General features: G+C 69.9%; 14 protein-coding genes and 1 pseudogene. 7 read left to right on the plus strand and 8 right to left on the minus strand.

Annotated elements, in window-relative coordinates; genetic code table 11:
- Window positions 1-28: 28 nt before the first annotated feature.
- The 3 genes from P2H44_RS24385 (at window position 29) to P2H44_RS24395 (ending at window position 2,921) form a co-directional block, all read left to right on the plus strand.
- The gene (locus tag P2H44_RS24385) at window positions 29-1,186 is read left to right on the plus strand and encodes an acyl-CoA dehydrogenase family protein (RefSeq protein WP_275767971.1); all 1,158 of its coding nucleotides are present in this window, start codon (window positions 29-31) and stop codon (window positions 1,184-1,186) included.
- Window positions 1,187-1,257: 71 nt separating this feature from the next.
- Entirely contained in the window at window positions 1,258-2,112 is an 855-nt protein-coding gene (locus P2H44_RS24390) for a MaoC/PaaZ C-terminal domain-containing protein (protein WP_275767972.1), read from the plus strand.
- Window positions 2,109-2,921, plus strand: coding sequence for an enoyl-CoA hydratase/isomerase family protein (locus tag P2H44_RS24395; RefSeq protein ID WP_275767974.1), 813 nt, complete (start codon window positions 2,109-2,111; stop codon window positions 2,919-2,921). Before P2H44_RS24390 ends, P2H44_RS24395 begins: the two co-directional genes overlap by 4 nt.
- A 68-nt stretch (window positions 2,922-2,989) precedes the next feature.
- Here the strand turns inward: P2H44_RS24395 and P2H44_RS24400 are convergent, their stop codons facing one another.
- From P2H44_RS24400 to P2H44_RS24415, 4 genes are all read right to left on the minus strand, one after another.
- The gene (locus P2H44_RS24400) at window positions 2,990-4,330 is read right to left on the minus strand and encodes a TRAP transporter large permease (protein WP_275767976.1); all 1,341 of its coding nucleotides are present in this window, start codon (window positions 4,328-4,330) and stop codon (window positions 2,990-2,992) included.
- Between the two features lies 1 nt (window position 4,331).
- Window positions 4,332-4,865 (minus strand): TRAP transporter small permease, encoded by a 534-nt coding sequence (locus tag P2H44_RS24405; protein WP_275767978.1) that lies wholly within the window; start codon window positions 4,863-4,865, stop codon window positions 4,332-4,334.
- 99 nt (window positions 4,866-4,964) lie between these two features.
- Complete coding sequence (locus tag P2H44_RS24410; RefSeq protein ID WP_275767980.1) at window positions 4,965-6,011, minus strand: C4-dicarboxylate TRAP transporter substrate-binding protein; 1,047 nt, start codon at window positions 6,009-6,011, stop codon at window positions 4,965-4,967.
- 82 nt (window positions 6,012-6,093) lie between these two features.
- On the minus strand, window positions 6,094-7,005 hold the full coding sequence (locus P2H44_RS24415; protein ID WP_275767982.1) for an SDR family NAD(P)-dependent oxidoreductase: 912 nt from the start codon (window positions 7,003-7,005) through the stop codon (window positions 6,094-6,096).
- 391 nt (window positions 7,006-7,396) lie between these two features.
- On the opposite strand from P2H44_RS24415, the gene P2H44_RS24420 reads away from it, so the two are divergent.
- Together P2H44_RS24420 and P2H44_RS24425 are read left to right on the plus strand one after the other, a co-directional pair.
- On the plus strand, window positions 7,397-8,941 hold the full coding sequence (locus tag P2H44_RS24420) for an AMP-binding protein (RefSeq protein ID WP_275767984.1): 1,545 nt from the start codon (window positions 7,397-7,399) through the stop codon (window positions 8,939-8,941).
- A 54-nt stretch (window positions 8,942-8,995) separates the two neighbouring features.
- Window positions 8,996-9,865: an SDR family oxidoreductase gene (locus P2H44_RS24425; protein ID WP_275767986.1), complete on the plus strand. Its 870-nt coding sequence runs from the start codon at window positions 8,996-8,998 to the stop codon at window positions 9,863-9,865.
- Between the two features lie 33 nt (window positions 9,866-9,898).
- Here P2H44_RS24425 and P2H44_RS24430 read toward each other — a convergent pair whose 3' ends face one another.
- Both P2H44_RS24430 and P2H44_RS24435 read right to left on the minus strand, forming a co-directional pair.
- Window positions 9,899-10,798 (minus strand): SDR family NAD(P)-dependent oxidoreductase, encoded by a 900-nt coding sequence (locus tag P2H44_RS24430; RefSeq protein ID WP_275767988.1) that lies wholly within the window; start codon window positions 10,796-10,798, stop codon window positions 9,899-9,901.
- Window positions 10,799-10,916: 118 nt separating this feature from the next.
- A complete protein-coding gene (locus tag P2H44_RS24435) occupies window positions 10,917-11,366 on the minus strand; it encodes a MarR family winged helix-turn-helix transcriptional regulator (protein ID WP_275767990.1) in 450 nt (149 codons plus the stop codon).
- A gap of 318 nt (window positions 11,367-11,684) precedes the next feature.
- On the opposite strand from P2H44_RS24435, the pseudogene P2H44_RS24440 reads away from it, so the two are divergent.
- Together P2H44_RS24440 and P2H44_RS24445 are read left to right on the plus strand one after the other, a co-directional pair.
- Window positions 11,685-12,376: pseudogene (locus P2H44_RS24440) on the plus strand (IS6 family transposase).
- 73 nt (window positions 12,377-12,449) lie between these two features.
- On the plus strand, window positions 12,450-12,836 hold the full coding sequence (locus P2H44_RS24445) for a hypothetical protein (protein ID WP_275767991.1): 387 nt from the start codon (window positions 12,450-12,452) through the stop codon (window positions 12,834-12,836).
- Between the two features lie 437 nt (window positions 12,837-13,273).
- Here P2H44_RS24445 and P2H44_RS24450 read toward each other — a convergent pair whose 3' ends face one another.
- Together P2H44_RS24450 and P2H44_RS24455 are read right to left on the minus strand one after the other, a co-directional pair.
- Window positions 13,274-14,038 (minus strand): hypothetical protein, encoded by a 765-nt coding sequence (locus tag P2H44_RS24450; protein WP_275767993.1) that lies wholly within the window; start codon window positions 14,036-14,038, stop codon window positions 13,274-13,276.
- A gap of 45 nt (window positions 14,039-14,083) precedes the next feature.
- A complete protein-coding gene (locus tag P2H44_RS24455) occupies window positions 14,084-14,860 on the minus strand; it encodes a recombinase family protein (protein WP_275767994.1) in 777 nt (258 codons plus the stop codon).
- Window position 14,861 lies beyond the last annotated feature (1 nt).

The raw sequence follows: 14,861 nt of genomic DNA on the forward strand, positions 1-14,861 counted from the left end.
CCCATGACAGACGCCACGAGGAAGCGCCATGACCCCCACGCCCCGCACCCTGTTCTCGTCCGAGCACGACCAGTTCCGCGACACCGTCCGCCGCTTCGTCGCGACGGAGCTCGCCCCCCATCACGCCGACTGGGAGGACGCGCAGGTCGTCCCCCCAGAGGTCTGGCGCAAGGCGGGCGCGGCGGGGCTGCTGTGCTGTTCCCTGCCCGAGAAATACGGCGGGCCGGGCGCCGACTGGCTCTACGACGTCGTGGTGATCGAGGAGCTGAGCTACGCCGGCATGACCGGCCCCGGCTTCATGGTCCATTCCGAGATGTGCGCCCCCTACATCCTCGCCTGGGGGACGGAGGAGCTGAAGCGGGAATGGCTGCCGAAGATGGTTACGGGCGAGGCCATCGGCGCCATCGCGATGACCGAGCCCGGCGCCGGCTCGGACGTCAAGAACGTGAAGCTGCGCGCGCGGCGGGACGGCGATTGCTACGTCCTCGACGGGCAGAAGGTCTACATCTCCAACGGCCAGACCGCCGACGTGGTGGTCACCGCCGCCAAGACCGACCCCGAGGCGGGCGCCCGCGGCATGAGCCTGATCGCCGTGCCCACGGCCTCGGCCGGGTTCGAGCGGGGGCGCAACCTCAAGAAGATCGGCCTGAAGGCGCAGGACACCTCCGAGCTGTTCTATTCCGGCGTCCGCGTCCCCCTCGCCAACCGGCTGGGCGAGGAGGGCCAGGGCTTCTCGATGCTGATGACCAAGCTCGCGCAGGAGCGGCTGACCCAGGCCATCCGCTCGGTCGCCGTGGCCGAGGCCGCGATCCGCTGGACCTTCGACTACGTGCGCGGGCGCGAGGCCTTCGACGGAACCATCGCGGATTTCCAGAACACCCAGTTCACGCTCGCCCAGCTGGAGGCCGAGACCACGGCGCAGCGGGTCTTCGTCGACTGGTGCATCGCCCGCCACATGAAGGGCGAGCTGACCGCGGTCGAGGCGGCGAAGGCCAAGCTGGTCGCCTCCGACCTGCACTGCAAGGTGGTCGACCAGTGCCTGCAGTTCTTCGGCGGCTACGGCTACATGCAGGAATACCCCATCGCCCGGGCCTACATCGACGCGCGCATCGTCAAGATCGCCGGCGGCGCCATGGAGGTGATGAAGCAGATCATCTGGCGCGACATGGCCAAGCGGAACGCCTGATCCGGGAGCGGGGGGAGGCAGGGCCTCTCCCCGCGCCCCCTGCCATCCAGAACAAAGAACGGGAGGACGAGATGGATCTCGAAACCGTGCGCGCGCACCGCTTCGACCCGATCGAGCATGCCTACACGGCGAAGGACACGATGCTCTACGCCCTGGGCATCGGCTACGGGTCGGACCCGCTGGACCCCGCCCAGCTCGCGTTCGTCTACGAGGAGGACCTGAAGGCCGTCCCCTCGATCTGCAACGTGCTGGCCCATCCGGGCTTCTGGGCGAAGGATCCGAAGTTCGGGATCTCCTGGATGAAGATCCTGCATGGCGAGCAGGAATACGAGATCCGCGCCCCGATCCCGCCCGAAGGGCGCGTGCGGGGCGAATACGAGATCCAGGCCGTCGAGGACCGGGGCGAGGGCAAGGGCGCACGGCTGCACCAGCTCAAGCGGCTCTTCGACCAGGACGGGACGCTGCTGGCCACCGTCCGCTCGGTCATCGTGATGCGCGGCGACGGCGGCTGCGGGGGCTTCGGGGATCCCGTCCAGCCCCCGGGCGCGCTGCCCGACGCCACGCCGGACGAGGTGGTGGAGCTGCCGACCCTGCCGCAGCAGGCGCTGATCTATCGACTTTCGGGCGACTACAACCCCATCCACGCCGATCCGAAGGCGGCGGAGGGGGGCGGGTTCGACGCGCCGATCCTGCATGGCCTGTGCACGCTGGGGCTCGCGACCCGCTCGCTCCTGCAGGCCTGTGCGCCGGGCCGGCCGGAGGCGCTGACCTCGATGTTCGTGCGCTTCTCGAGCCCGGTGTTCCCCGGCGAGACCATCGTCACCGAGATCTTCCGCGGCGCCGACGACGAGATCCGCTTCCGCTGCCGGGCGAAGGAGCGCGACGTGGTGGTTCTGGACCGGGGGCGCGCCCGGATCGCGTCATGAGCGGGCTCGGGCGGGAGGGGCCGGGCTTCGCGACCGCGCTCGACGCCGGCGTGCTGACCCTGACCCTGAACCGGCCGGAGGCGCGCAACCCGTTCGTGCCCGGGATGCCGGCGGCCCTGCGCGACTTGTTGGAAGAGGCGCAGGCCGACCCGGGGGTGCGCTGCCTGATGGTGCGCGGGGCGGGCGACCACCTGTCGGCCGGGGGCGACGTCGCGAGCTTTGCGCGCAGCCTGGCCGAGTCGACCGACGCCGAGCGGCAGGCGGAGTTCCGCGGGCGCATGGGCGTGGCGAAGATGCTGGCGCTGGCGCTGGCCGCCTTCGACCGTCCGGTCGTGGTGCGCCACAGGGGGGCCGTCGCGGGAGCCGGCCTGATGTTCCCTCTCGCGGCCGATCTCGTGGTGGCCGACGAAACGGCGCGCTTGATCTTCGCCTATCGGCGACTGGCGCTGTCGCCCGACGGAGGCGTCTCCTGGCTGCTGGCCCGCGCGGTGGGCGCACGCCAGGCGCGACGGCTGATGCTGACCGCAGCCGTGGTCGAGGCAGCCGAGGCGCAGCGGCTCGGCCTGATCGACCTCCTGGTCCCGGCCGAGGAGCTGGACGCGGCGGCGGCGCGGGCCGCCGCCGACTTCGCCGCCGCGCCGCAGGGGTCGCTGTCGCGCATCAAGCGGCTGGCGAACGCGGCGCCGGGACAGGACTACGCCGCGCATCTCTCCGCCGAAGGCGAGGCGATCGTCGAGGGCGTGGTCGACCCCGACTTCGCCGAAGGCGTCGCCGCCTTCCTGGAGAAGCGCCCTCCCCGCTTCGCCTGAGGCGCGCCCGGGACGCGCGCCCCCCCGGGCGCCGGCGCGCCGGGGGGATTTTCTGCTTGCGACGTCGGTCAGACCGCGTAGGCGAGGAACAGCGACAGGACCGGGAACACCAGCAGCAGCGTCAGCACCACCAGGTCCATGACGAAGAACGGCGTGACGCCCGCGAAGATCCGCCCCACGGGGACCTTCGGATCGGTCACCGAATGGATCACGAACACGTTCAGTCCGACCGGCGGCGTCACCAGACCCATCTCCAGCAGCTTCACCACGATCACGCCGAACCAGATCAGGTCCATGCCGTGGCTCTCGACCAGCGGCAGGGTGAACGGCAGCGTCAGCAGCAGGATGCCCAGCGGATCGAGGAACATCCCCAGCAGGATGTAGATCGCCACGATCCCCACGAACAGCAGGACGATGCCCGGCTCGGACGCCTGCACGACCGTCACCATCGCGTTCGCCACGCCGGTCAGCGAGACGAAGCTGACGAAGGTCTTGGCCGCGGCGGCGATAAGGAAGATCGCGGCGGTCTGCACCGCCGTCTCCTTCAGCGCCTCGCGCAGGCCATCGAGCTTGATCCGGCCGGTGACGACCGCGATCGCGCAGGCGGCGACGAAGCTGACCGCCGCCGCTTCCGTGGCGGTGAAGATCCCGCCGTAGATGCCGCCGATGATGATCGCGAAGATCAGCAGCGCCGGCCAGGCGGCGATCAGCGCGCGCAGGCGCTCGGCCAGCGAGTAGCGCTGATCGGAGGAGGGCGCATCCTGGGGGCGCAGGCTCGTCCAGATGCCGACCACGACCCAGTAGCCGACCATCGACAGCAGCCCCGGCACCACCCCGGCCATGAACAGGCGGGAGATCGACTGCTCGGCGAAGATCCCGTAGAGGATGAACAGGATCGAGGGCGGGATCAGCGCCCCCAGGGTGCCGCCGGCCGCCACGCAGCCCGTCGACAACCGGTCCGAGTAGCCGAAGCGGTTCATCTCCGACACCGCCACGCGCCCCATGGTGGCCGCGCAGGCGATCGAGGAGCCCGAGATCGCCGCGAACCCCCCGCACCCTAGGATCGAGGCCATGGCGAGCCCGCCGGGAACCCGCGTCAGCCAGGCTCTCGCGGCGAAATAGATGTCGGAGGTGATGCCCGACCGGTAGCAGACATGCCCCAGCGCCACGAACATCGGGATCGCCGAGAGATCGTAGGAATAGAACAGCTCGAAGATGGTGGACGCCGCAAGCGTCAGGGTCGGGACCAGCGCCCGGTCGAGCGCGGGGGCCCCGCTCTGCGGAAAGGCGAAGTAGACGAAGATCGAGACCAGCGCCACGACTCCGAGCGCGAAGGCGATGGGGGTGCGCAGGATGATGAGGATCAGCGCAGCGCCCATGCCGAGCGCGCCGAGAACTGCCGGGTCCATGTCAGGAAGGCTCCGAGGCGTGAGGGTCGTCCGAGGGCGGCGCGCCCTCGACCAGATCGCGCGCCAGCAGGTGCACGAGCCGCAGCGTCATGCTGATCAGGCCCAGCGACAGCGCCGCGTAGGGCGGCCACTCCGGCAGGCGCAGCAGGCCGTAGAGCGTGCGGCCGGAGCCGATGTGCTCGGCCGTCTCGGCCGCGATCCACAGGCATGTCGGGATCATGAAGACCAGCGCCGCGATCAGGGCGAGCACCTCGCAGACGCGGCGCGTGCCGGGCCCCATCAGGTTGAACAGGATGTCGACGGCGATATGGGCGCCCGTCGCGGTGGCGTGGCCCAGCGCGCAGGCGATGGCGGCGACCATCAGCATCTGCACCATGATCACGCCGTCGGGGATGGCGATTGCGGGCAGGCTTCGCGCCGCGATCTCCCAGCATACAAGGGCGGCGATGGCGGCCAACGCGGCCATCGAGAGGCCGAGCAGCACCCGCTCGATCCAGGTCAACGCCGCGTCGGCGGCAGTCAGAAAACCGGACATGACGGCTCCCGAACAGAAAGGGGCGGCTGAGACCGTCGCGGCGAGGGCCGCGGCGGCCGAGGGGGCCGGGCGCGCACGCCCGGCCGGGAGAGCGGCGCCTCAGCTGCCCTGTTCGGCCAGGTGCTTGGCCAGCAGGTCGGTGTAGGTCTTCACCAGCACGGCGCCGTCCAGGCCCATCTTCTGCGCATCGGCGATCCAGGCCTCGATGATCGGCTTGCTGGCCTCGTCGAGCTTGGCGAGATCCGCCTCGGAGAACATGTGCACGGGCATCTTCTTGCCCTCGAAGCCCTCGGGCAGCTGGGCAATGACCTCCTGGTTGCGCGCGCGCATCGCCTCGGCGGTCTTCCGGTTGTACTCGGCGCCCAGTTCGATGATCATCTCCTGATCCTTGGGATCGAGGCCGTCGAACGACCGGCGGTTCATGAACATGCCGTTCGACTGGATGGTCGCGCCGTTGATGGCCGTGAAGCTGTCGGCGACCTCGTAGAGCTTGTAGCTCTCGACGATGTAGCCATAGGCCTGGCTGCAGTCGATCATGCCGGTGTCCAGCGCCTGGTAGGCCTTGGGCAGCGAGATCACCACCGCCGTCGCACCGAATTCGCCGTAGATCTCGCCGTAGTCCGAGGTGGCGCGGACCTTCTTGCCCGAGAAATCCTCGACGGATGTCAACGCCCCGCCCTTGCACACCATCTGGATCGGGCCCACCGAGTAGTTCATCAGGTAGACGATGCCCAGCCGGTCCATCTCCTCCTGGAGCGCGGGGTGGGTGGTGGTCAGCTCGTAGAGCGCGGCGGCGCCGGCGACCTCGTTGGGGTTGCGCACCGGCAGGTCGCCGACCCCGTAGGCGAAGAGCTGGTCGCGCGGAGAATAGCCGGCGGTCACGGTGGCGATGTCGGCCACGCCGTTGCGCAGGCCCTCCAGCATCTTGGTCGCCGGCAGCAGGGCCTGAGCCCAGTGCCGCTCGATCTTGATGCGGCCTTCCGAGCGGGTCTCGATCTCGTCGAGGTAGGCGGTGACGTAGTCCGCGCGGATGCCGCGGTTGCCGCCGTAGTCGGCATAGCGCAGCACGGTCTGGGCTGCGGCGGGCAGAGCGAGCCCGACCGCCAGCGCGGCGGTGGCAAGTACGGTTCCGAGTGCAAGGCGCATGTGGCCTCCTCCCTGGGTTGGAAGCGCCCATGGGGCGCATGACGCGGCTCTTCGCGGCCGCTGAATTCCGGGCGGGATCCGGTCAGACCGGATCCCAGGTGAAGACGTCGCCCGAGCGGGCGAGCGGGTAGGCCGAGGCCTCCAGCGCAGGGATCGCCCGGTCGATCACGCTCTGCGGCGTCCAGCCTTCCGAGGCATGGACAGAACGGATCGGGCGCGGCTGCGAGAACAGGAACACCTCATTGGCGCGGGTCCCGAACACCTGCCCGTTCATCGACGCGGCGGCGTCCGAGAGCAGCGCCACCGGGAAGGCCGCGATCAGCTCGGGCCTGAGCTTCTTGAGCCCCTCGACCCGCGCCTTCTCCTCGGGCGTCTTGTCGGGGATCGTGCCCACGAGCCGGGTCCAGGCGAAGGGCGCGATGCAGTTCGAGCGGACGTTGAACCGCTCCATGTCCAGCGCGATGGACTTCGAAAGCCCCACCACCCCCAGCTTCGCGGCGGCGTAGTTCGCCTGGCCGAAGTTGCCGATCAGGCCGGAAGTGGAGGTCATGTGGACGAAGGCGCCGGACATCTGCTTGCGGAACACGTCCGCGGCGGCGCGCGAGACGTAGAAGTAGCCCTTCAGGTGCACGTCCACGACCGACTCGAAGTCCTCCGGCGTCATCTTGTGGAAGATGCGGTCGCGCAGGATTCCGGCGTTGTTGACCACGCCGTCCAACCGCCCGAAGGCGTCCAGCGCCTTGGCGACCATCGCCTGCGCATCGTCCCAGGACGAGATCGAGCCGCCGTCGGGCACCGCGTGGCCGCCGGCGGCCACGATCTCCTCGGCGACCGCGCGGGCGGGGCCGATCTCGCCGCCCTCGCCGGTCTCGTCGCCGCCCAGGTCGTTGACCACCACCGCCGCGCCCTGCCTGGCGGCCTCGAGCGCGATGCAGCGGCCCACGCCGCGGCCCGCGCCCGTCACGATCACGACTTTGTCTTTCAGCAGCGCCATGCCTGCGCGCCTCCTTCGCTTGAATTCCGCGGCAGCGGGATCGGCCGGACATCGGCCGCCGCATTCCGCGCATGAGATCCGGGGGCCAGGCCTGGAAGCGCCGAAGGCCCGCGCGCCGCCCGCTCGCCGCCGCCGTCGGACGGCGCGGCCGACCGGGCGCGCATGGCTTCGAAGGGCGCGAACGCCTGCATCCTCATCGATCCTCCCCGTCGCGGCGTCGGTTCAAGCGCCGCATATCGTTAAGCTGAGTATTGTGTGCTAGATTACTTTTTGCAAGCACAGAGTCGTGGCCGCGCCGAGGCCCGCGAAGATTGCGCTCGGCAAGGGACCCCAACGGTCATACCATAAAACGAGCGCCAAGTGACAATGGCGAACATGGGAGGAACCGATCATGCGATACGGACTGCGGGATTGGGCGGAGCGCGAGCCGGACCGTCCGGCGCTGGAATTCGACGATCAGCCGGCGTTGAGCTATGCGGCGCTCGAGGCGCTGGCGAACCGCTTCGCGAATCTGTTCCGCGCGGCCGGGCTGAAGCGGGGCGACCACGTGGCGGGGGTGCTGCCGAACGGTCCCCATGTGATCGCGGCGGTCTGGGGCGCCTATCGCTCGGGCCTGTATTACACGCCCGTCGCGACCACCTTCTCGTCCCGCGAGGTCGCCTATGTCATCGCCAACTGCCAGGCGAAGCTGGTGCTGGGCGAGGCCCGCTACGCCGAGGCGCTGACCCTCGCCGCCGCCGGCCTGCCGGCCACACGGTTCCTGACGCTGGGCGGGGTGGAAGGGTGCGAGGATCTTGCGGACGCGCTCGCCGCCCAGCCCGACTCGCCGCGTCCGGACGAAACGCCTGGAATGCTGATGATGTATTCCTCCGGCACCACCGGCGCGCCCAAGGGCATCTGGCGCCCGCTTCCCGACCCCGCAGCCTTCGCCGAAGGACCGCCCGCCTTCGCCCGCGACCTGATCGAGATCTTCGACTTCTCGTCCGACACGCGCTACCTTTCGCCGGCGCCCCTCTATCACGCGGCGCCTCTGCGCTGGTCGCTCTCGATCACCGCGTCGGGAGGCACGGCGCTGATCATGCCGCGCTTCGACGCCGAGCGGGCGCTCGACCTACTGGAGACGCGCGGCGTCACCATGAGCCAGTGGGTCCCGACCATGTTCCGCCGCATGCTGGCCCTGCCCGAGGAGCGGCTGGCGCGGTTCAAGGCTCCGGCGCACAGGGTCGCCTGGCACGCCGCGGCGCCCTGCCCGCCGGACCTGAAACGCCGGATGATCGACTGGTGGGGGCCGATCATCCACGAGTACTATGCAGGCTCCGAAAGCGTCGGGCTGACGGCGCTGGACACCGAGGAATGGCTGGCCCATCCCGGCTCGGTCGGGCGGGCGCTGAAGGGGCGGATCCGGATTCTCGGCGACGACTGGCAGGAACTGCCGGAAGGCGAGCAGGGGCGGGTCTATTTCTCCGACAGCTCCCTGTTCGAGTATTTCGGCGACCCCGAGAAGACCGCCGGCCGCCGCAGCCCCCAGGGCTGGCAGACTCTGGGCGAGATCGGCTGGGTCGAGCCGGGCGGCTGGCTGCACCTGGCCGACCGGCAGGACGACATGATCATCTCCGGCGGCGTGAACATCTACCCGCAGGAGCTGGAGCAGGCGCTCGAGGAGATGCCCGAGGTCGCCGAATGCGCGGTCTGCGCCATCCCCCACGAGGATTTCGGCGAGCGTCCCGTGGCCTTCCTGGTTCCGGCTCCCGGCGCCCCAGCCCCCGAGGCCCTGATAGAGGCGGCCCGCGAGTTCTGCCGCGGCCGGCTCGGCAGGACCAAGCAGCCCTGGCTGATCAGGGTGGTGGCGGAGCTGCCCCGATCCGAGACGGGCAAGCTCCTGCGCCGGGTCCTGCGCGACCAACTCAAGACGGAGGCTGCGTCCGACGCCGCCTGAACTCCGCGACGGGGGCGGCCGCCCCCGTCGCCAACCGTCGACCAGGAGACCATCATGAACGGACTGCCCGAACCGCCGCCGGAGGGGGCGGCGATGTTGCCTGCGGGCTGCTTCTCCGGCCGAACGGTGCTCGTCACCGGCGGGGGAACGGGGCTCGGCCTGGCGATGGCCATCGAGTTCGCGCGCCTGGGCGCCTCCGTGGCTGTGGCCAGCCGTGGCGAGGCGCACCGCGCCGCGGGGGTCGCGGCGATCGAGGACGTGGGCGGGCGGGCGCTGGGCGTCCCGCTGGACGTGCGCGAGCCGGCGCAGGTCGAGGCCGCCTTCGACGCCGTCGAAGCGGCCCTGGGCCCGGTGGACGCGCTGATCAACAACGCCGCCGGCAACTTCCCGGTTCCGGCGGAGCGCCTGAGCCCCAACGGCTGGCGCGCGGTCACCGGCATCGTGCTCGACGGAACCTTCCTGTGCAGCCGCGCCTTCCATGCGCGCGCGAGGGCGAGGGGGGCGCCGGGCGCGATCCTCAACATCCTCGCCACCTACATCGACGGGGGCGCGCCGGGCCACGCCCATTCCGCCGCCGCCAAGTCCGGTGTGCGCAGCCTGACCGAGACCCTCGCCGTGGAATGGGCGCCCGACGGGATCCGCGTGAACGCCCTCGCGCCCGGCCTCTTCCCGCACGCGGATCACAGCCCCGACATGCGCCGCAACCGCCCCGAGGGCTACGAGGCCGAGCGCATCCGCATCCCCGCCTTGCGGACCGGGCGCCTGCGGGAGCTGGGCTGGGCCGCGACCTGGCTCTGCTCCCCCTTCGCCGCCTACGTCACGGGGCATGTGCTGGTGGTGGACGGGGGCGACCGGCTGAACCGCTCGATCCGCAAGCCGATCTTCGAGCCGGTGCGCGATCTGTATCCCGAAGGCGGAAGCTGACCCCGCCCGGCGCCGCCGGGCGGGGCGGCGGCGTCAGGGATCGAGCTCGACCCCGTGGTCGATGCCGGCGTTCTTCCGCGACGCCGCATGGGCCGCGAGGATGCCCGGACCCAGGGCCGCGGGGTCGAGCGAGGCTTCGGCCGTGGCGCCGTGCTGCCAGCTTTCGGCGATGGTGATGCCGTAGCCCCAAGCCTCGAACACCCGGCCGCTGACCGGGGCCGCCTCGGGGCTCGCGAGCCATGCGACGAGCGCGGAGACCCATTCGGGCTTGCGCTTCTCGAGCTGTTCGGGCGTCCACTCGCGCAGGCCCTCGGTCATCCGGGTCGTGGCGCGCGGGGCGATGGCGTTGACGGTGACGCCATAGCGCGAGAGCTCCCGCGCGGCCACGATCGAGAAGCTGGCGATGCCGGCCTTGGCGGCGGCGTAGTTCGCCTGCCCGATGTTGCAGAACAGGCCGGAATGCGAGGTGGTGTTGATCACCCGCGCGTCCGGCTGCTCGCCCTTCTTGGACATCAGCCGCCAATGGTTGGCCGCGTGATGGGTCACTGCGAAGGTCGACTTCAGGTGCACTCGGGTGACCGAGTCCCATTCGTCCTCGGTCATGTTGATCAGCATCCGGTCGCGCAGGATGCCGGCGTTGTTGACCACGACGTCGAGCCGCCCGAACCGCTCGAGCGCCAGGTCCACCATCGCCTTCGCCCCGTCCCACGACGCCGCGTCCGAGGCGTCCGCGACCGCCTGGCCGCCCATCGCCTCGATCTCGGCCACCACCTGGGCGGCCGGGCTGGCGTCGGCGCCCTCGCCCGTCGCCGCCGATCCCAGATCGTTGATGATCACCCTCGCGCCCTGCGCCGCCAGGGCCAGCGCATGCGCCCGCCCCAGGCCGCGGCCCGCTCCCGTCACGATCGCCACGCGGCCGTCGCAGATGCCCATCGCCAAGTCCTCCCAGGATGACGCGACCCTGCGGTCGCCTTGAGGAACTTGGTATGCTTGCTTATCATATGCCGCAACACAAAATCGGCGTCCGCGGCCGTCCGTAAGGACCGGCCGATCAGTCCAGCGGCTCCGATCCGCCGCCACGGACCCCGCCCTCGCTCTCGACTTCGAAGCTGCGCAGGATGTTGTCCTTCATCTGCGCCAGCACCTCCTCGGCGATGCGCATGCGCTCGACCGGCACGCCCTCGAAGATCATGCCGTTCAGCTCGTGCCCGACCTCGGCCATGGTGGCGAGCACGTCGCGACCCTTGTCGGTGACGACGACCCGCTTGGCACGTCGGTCCTTCGCGTCGGGACGTCGTTCGACGAATCCGCTCGCCTCAAGCCGGTCGATCAGCCCGCCGACCGCCACCTTGCCCACGTCGAGCCTCTTGGCGAGCTCGGTCTGCAGCATCCCCTCTTCCCCGTTTCGGCTCAGATAGCGCGACAGCTGCGCAAGCACCCACCATTGCGAGCGGGTGATCCCGTAGGGCTTCATCTTCAGGTCGAACAGCGTCCGCCGCACCCGGGAGACGTCATGGACGAGGAAGCCGATCCGGAAGGACTGACCCGCCGGTTCCTGGCCATCGCCGCTTGCAGCCTCGTCTTCCATGGTGCTCCTTTCGCGATCGCCGCCGCCGAAATGTAAGCGAAAACTTACCGTCACCTTCAATATCATATGCATGATGACAAGTCTCGGGCGTGGAACGGCTCCGTGCCGCGGCCCTCGGCCGCGAGCGCGCGACCGGCTGACATCGAGACGGACTCGCTGCACCAAACTCGCTCCCGGGCTTTGACACGTAAACCGGCTGCCGCCCCGAAGCGCGGCACGTTAGGTCTGGGCATGCACTCCGTCTCCTACGCCCGCCATCGCTTCCCGCCGGTCATCATCCAGCACGCGGTCCGGCTCTGCCTCCGCTTCGCCCTGAGCTATCGCGATGTCGAGGATCTGCTGGCCGAGCGCGGCATCGACGGCTCCTACGAGACCGTCCGCCGTTGGACGCTCAAGTTCGGCGCCGCCTATGCGCAGCGGATCCGGGCGCGGCGCACGCGGCCCAGCAGCCGCTGGCATCTGGACGAGGTCTTCATCCGAATCCAGGGCCGGATCCACTATCTCCGGCGCGCTTTCGACGACGAGGGAGAGGTGCTTGAGGTGATCGTTCAACCGCGACGTGACCGGAAGGCGGCGCTGAGATTGCTGCGCAAACTTCTAAAGCGGCAGGGCTTCGTGCCCGACGCGATCGTCACAGACCGTCTGTACTCCTACGGCGCGGCCTTCGGGGATCTCGGCCTGGCGGACCGCCACATGACCGGCGGCCGGTCGAACAACGGGCCGAGGTCTCGCACCAGCCGACGCGCAAGAGGGAGCGCCAGAGGCGAGGAGTCCGCTCGCCGGGCTCGGCCCAGCGCTTCCTCTCGACCCACGCCGCCGCCTGCAACCATTTCAGCATCCAGCGTCACCTGATTTCCTGCCGAACCATGAAGAGGCTCCGGGCGGAGGCCCTCGCAACCTGGCGCGAGATCGCCGCCGCCTGAGGTCGGGCCCCCTGTTGCTCGCGGGCGCCGCCGACTTCATATGTCAAAGCCCGCGCGAGAGATGGCGCAAGCATTGGAGATCAGCCGCCAGGCGGCGCCGATCTGCTACGTCGAACGTCATGATGAGCCGTTGGCGGCGATCTTCTCCTCCAAGGGCGCCGTGACCGGGCTCTCGCGGGGGTCTCGATTTCCGTGGATCAAACTCAAGCGCGGCGACCGGCCCGGCTCCCTCACGCAAGCGGGGCGCATCCTGGCGGGCGGACGCAGCGGACCGACGGAGATGCGGGAGGCGACGCCGGCGGCCTGGCTCTCGGAGCCGGACGTCGAGCTGTTCGAGCAGACCAGCGTTTCGGCGAGCGGGCGCGCGACCACCTTGCTCTGGACCAAGCTTCCGGACGCCGGTGACGATGAGGAAGACGAGGTGCATCGACCACTGAGCGCGCCACGGTTCCCTCGTTGAGGCCCTTCGCCAGGAACTCCCTGTTCCGACGAATGATTTCCCTGTTCCGTCCCTGCAAATTCTCTGCTCGCCCGGATTCATTTCCTTGTTCCGGGGAACAGGGAAATCGCCTGCAAGCCCTTGCGAATGGGCAGGTTTCTGCGACGGATTCCGCTCGCAGCGCCCGAAGCAGCGTGGATTTCCCTGTAGATTCCCTGTTCTTGGCCCGGAGCAGGGTTCGCGCGGGACTGCGTCCACCACCACGCAGCCCCTCTCAAAACCACCGATCCAGCGCCGCTTCGGAAGTATTAGGCATTTCCGTAGGTTAGCCTCCCGCAGGCGCGACAGAACCTCGCGAGAGCACCGGAATCGGAGCGGAAACGCCCCGCGAAGGGGCGTCTGCTCTGCGGCCGAGTTTCAGGTGAGGTCTTGAGGCGAGGGGCGTGCCGCGCGGCAAGTCAGATCCGGCGAGGCTCGAAGCCGAGGACGCGGCGCTGCTCGGTCCAATCCAACGGCAACTCGGGAAGCCGGCGCAGTTGGCCGACGGTCAATATGTTCGGCTGATCACCCGCAAGGATCGCCTCGGCGATGTCCGGCGCCAGGAAGGCCAGCGGGAGGATGCGGCTGACCGATCCCTTCCGCCCGCCTTCCCGCCGTTCGATCTCCCCGACCGATGCGGTCGCGCCCGAGAGCAACTCGCCCGCCCACCGTCGCGCATCGGCGACCATCGCGATCAGCTCCACATCCGGCGTCCGCTCCCGGCGATCGAGCCCGATCACGATGGGCTTCGCCCGGCCAGCCTGGCGAGTGCGGAGGGGCGCCTCGATGCGAATCGATTCGCCTGGCCCATCGCGATCTGGATCCCCGGCGAGGGCGGCGGGCCGGATCATGATCGCCAGAGTCTCCCGGCCCAGCTCGATCCGCTCGACCAGATCGAGCAGCGGCGCAATGCGGTCATCCGCGTCGGAGGCGAGGACGGCGGCACGATTCAGCGCGTCTATGATCGCCGCCGGCGGCACGCCAGCCTGATGCAGATCCGCGGCAAGACGATCCGCGTCGCCGAGATGGACCTTGAGGGTGCGCAAGACGAAGTCCTCCAGCGCCACGGCCGGCATCCGCATCGCCGGCGCGTCGCCATCCGGCCGCGAGACGTAGTACCAGTAGCGCTTGCGCACGACGCCCTGCCCTGCCTTCACCGAGCGGGATGCATGCGTCGGCTTCATCGCGCGCCCCAGCGCATCGAACAGCAGCCCGTCGAGCGGCCGCGCCTATGAGCGAGGCGCGCCGGATCGCTTGCCGCCGCCGTTGTCGCAGAGCGCCGGCTGAACCGCGTCCCATGTCTCGCGATCCAGGATCGCCTCGTACATCCCCGGATGGCGCTCGCCCTTGTGTCGCGTCTCGCCGACATAGACCGGGTTGCGCAGGAGTTCGTAGAGCGCCCCACGGGAGATCGGCTTGCCGCCCGATCCCTTCGCGCGCCGCTTGCTCACCACGCCGGTCGCATTCAGATCGGCCTTCAGCGCCCGGACGCAACCGAGATCGAGGTACCGGCGGAAGATCATCCTGACAGTCTCGGCTTCGGCCTCGTTGACCGCCAGCGCCCGGTCCTTCAAGTCGTAGCCCAGCGGCGGCAACCCACCCACCCACATGCCCTTGCGCTTCGAGGCGGCGATCTTGTCCCGGATCCGCTCCGCCGTGACCTCCCGTTCGAACTGCGCGAAGGACAGCAGCACGCTAAGCGTCTGCCGCCCCATCGAGCTGGTGGTGTTGAACGCCTGGGTCACCGAGACGAAGGACACGCCCGCCGCGGGCATTGTCACGTAAAGGTGGCGGTGCCCGGTCTCGTCCAGCGCCTCCGGCACGGGGGCGAGGCGGGCGCGGGTGGCGACGACGGCGAGGGGGGCGCGGGGCGGCTCGGCCGCGGCGGCCTCGGCGCCGAGGATCACCGGGCAGGCGAGGCCGGCCTCCTCGAAGTAGCAGGCGACCAGCAGGCCGCCGGTCAGGTCGTCGGAGACGAAGCCCACCGCGGGCGCGGCTGGGGTCATG

The sequence above is a fragment of the Albimonas marina genome, assembly GCF_029223255.1.
Taxonomy (GTDB): Bacteria; Pseudomonadota; Alphaproteobacteria; order Rhodobacterales; family Rhodobacteraceae; genus Albimonas.

Excerpts from the sequence above, each read along its gene's own strand:
- P2H44_RS24415 (WP_275767982.1), bottom strand. The coding sequence starts at position 7,005 with ATGGCGCTGCTGAAAGACAAAGTCGTGATCGTGACGGGCGCGGGCCGC.
- P2H44_RS24420 (WP_275767984.1), top strand. The coding sequence starts at position 7,397 with ATGCGATACGGACTGCGGGATTGGGCGGAGCGCGAGCCGGACCGTCCG.
- P2H44_RS24390 (WP_275767972.1), top strand. The coding sequence starts at position 1,258 with ATGGATCTCGAAACCGTGCGCGCGCACCGCTTCGACCCGATCGAGCAT.
- P2H44_RS24450 (WP_275767993.1), bottom strand. The coding sequence starts at position 14,038 with ATGAAGCCGACGCATGCATCCCGCTCGGTGAAGGCAGGGCAGGGCGTC.
- P2H44_RS24430 (WP_275767988.1), bottom strand. The coding sequence starts at position 10,798 with ATGGGCATCTGCGACGGCCGCGTGGCGATCGTGACGGGAGCGGGCCGC.
- P2H44_RS24400 (WP_275767976.1), bottom strand. The coding sequence starts at position 4,330 with ATGGACCCGGCAGTTCTCGGCGCGCTCGGCATGGGCGCTGCGCTGATC.
- P2H44_RS24410 (WP_275767980.1), bottom strand. The coding sequence starts at position 6,011 with ATGCGCCTTGCACTCGGAACCGTACTTGCCACCGCCGCGCTGGCGGTC.
- P2H44_RS24405 (WP_275767978.1), bottom strand. The coding sequence starts at position 4,865 with ATGTCCGGTTTTCTGACTGCCGCCGACGCGGCGTTGACCTGGATCGAG.
- P2H44_RS24395 (WP_275767974.1), top strand. The coding sequence starts at position 2,109 with ATGAGCGGGCTCGGGCGGGAGGGGCCGGGCTTCGCGACCGCGCTCGAC.
- P2H44_RS24385 (WP_275767971.1), top strand. The coding sequence starts at position 29 with ATGACCCCCACGCCCCGCACCCTGTTCTCGTCCGAGCACGACCAGTTC.
- P2H44_RS24425 (WP_275767986.1), top strand. The coding sequence starts at position 8,996 with ATGAACGGACTGCCCGAACCGCCGCCGGAGGGGGCGGCGATGTTGCCT.
- P2H44_RS24455 (WP_275767994.1), bottom strand. The coding sequence starts at position 14,860 with ATGACCCCAGCCGCGCCCGCGGTGGGCTTCGTCTCCGACGACCTGACC.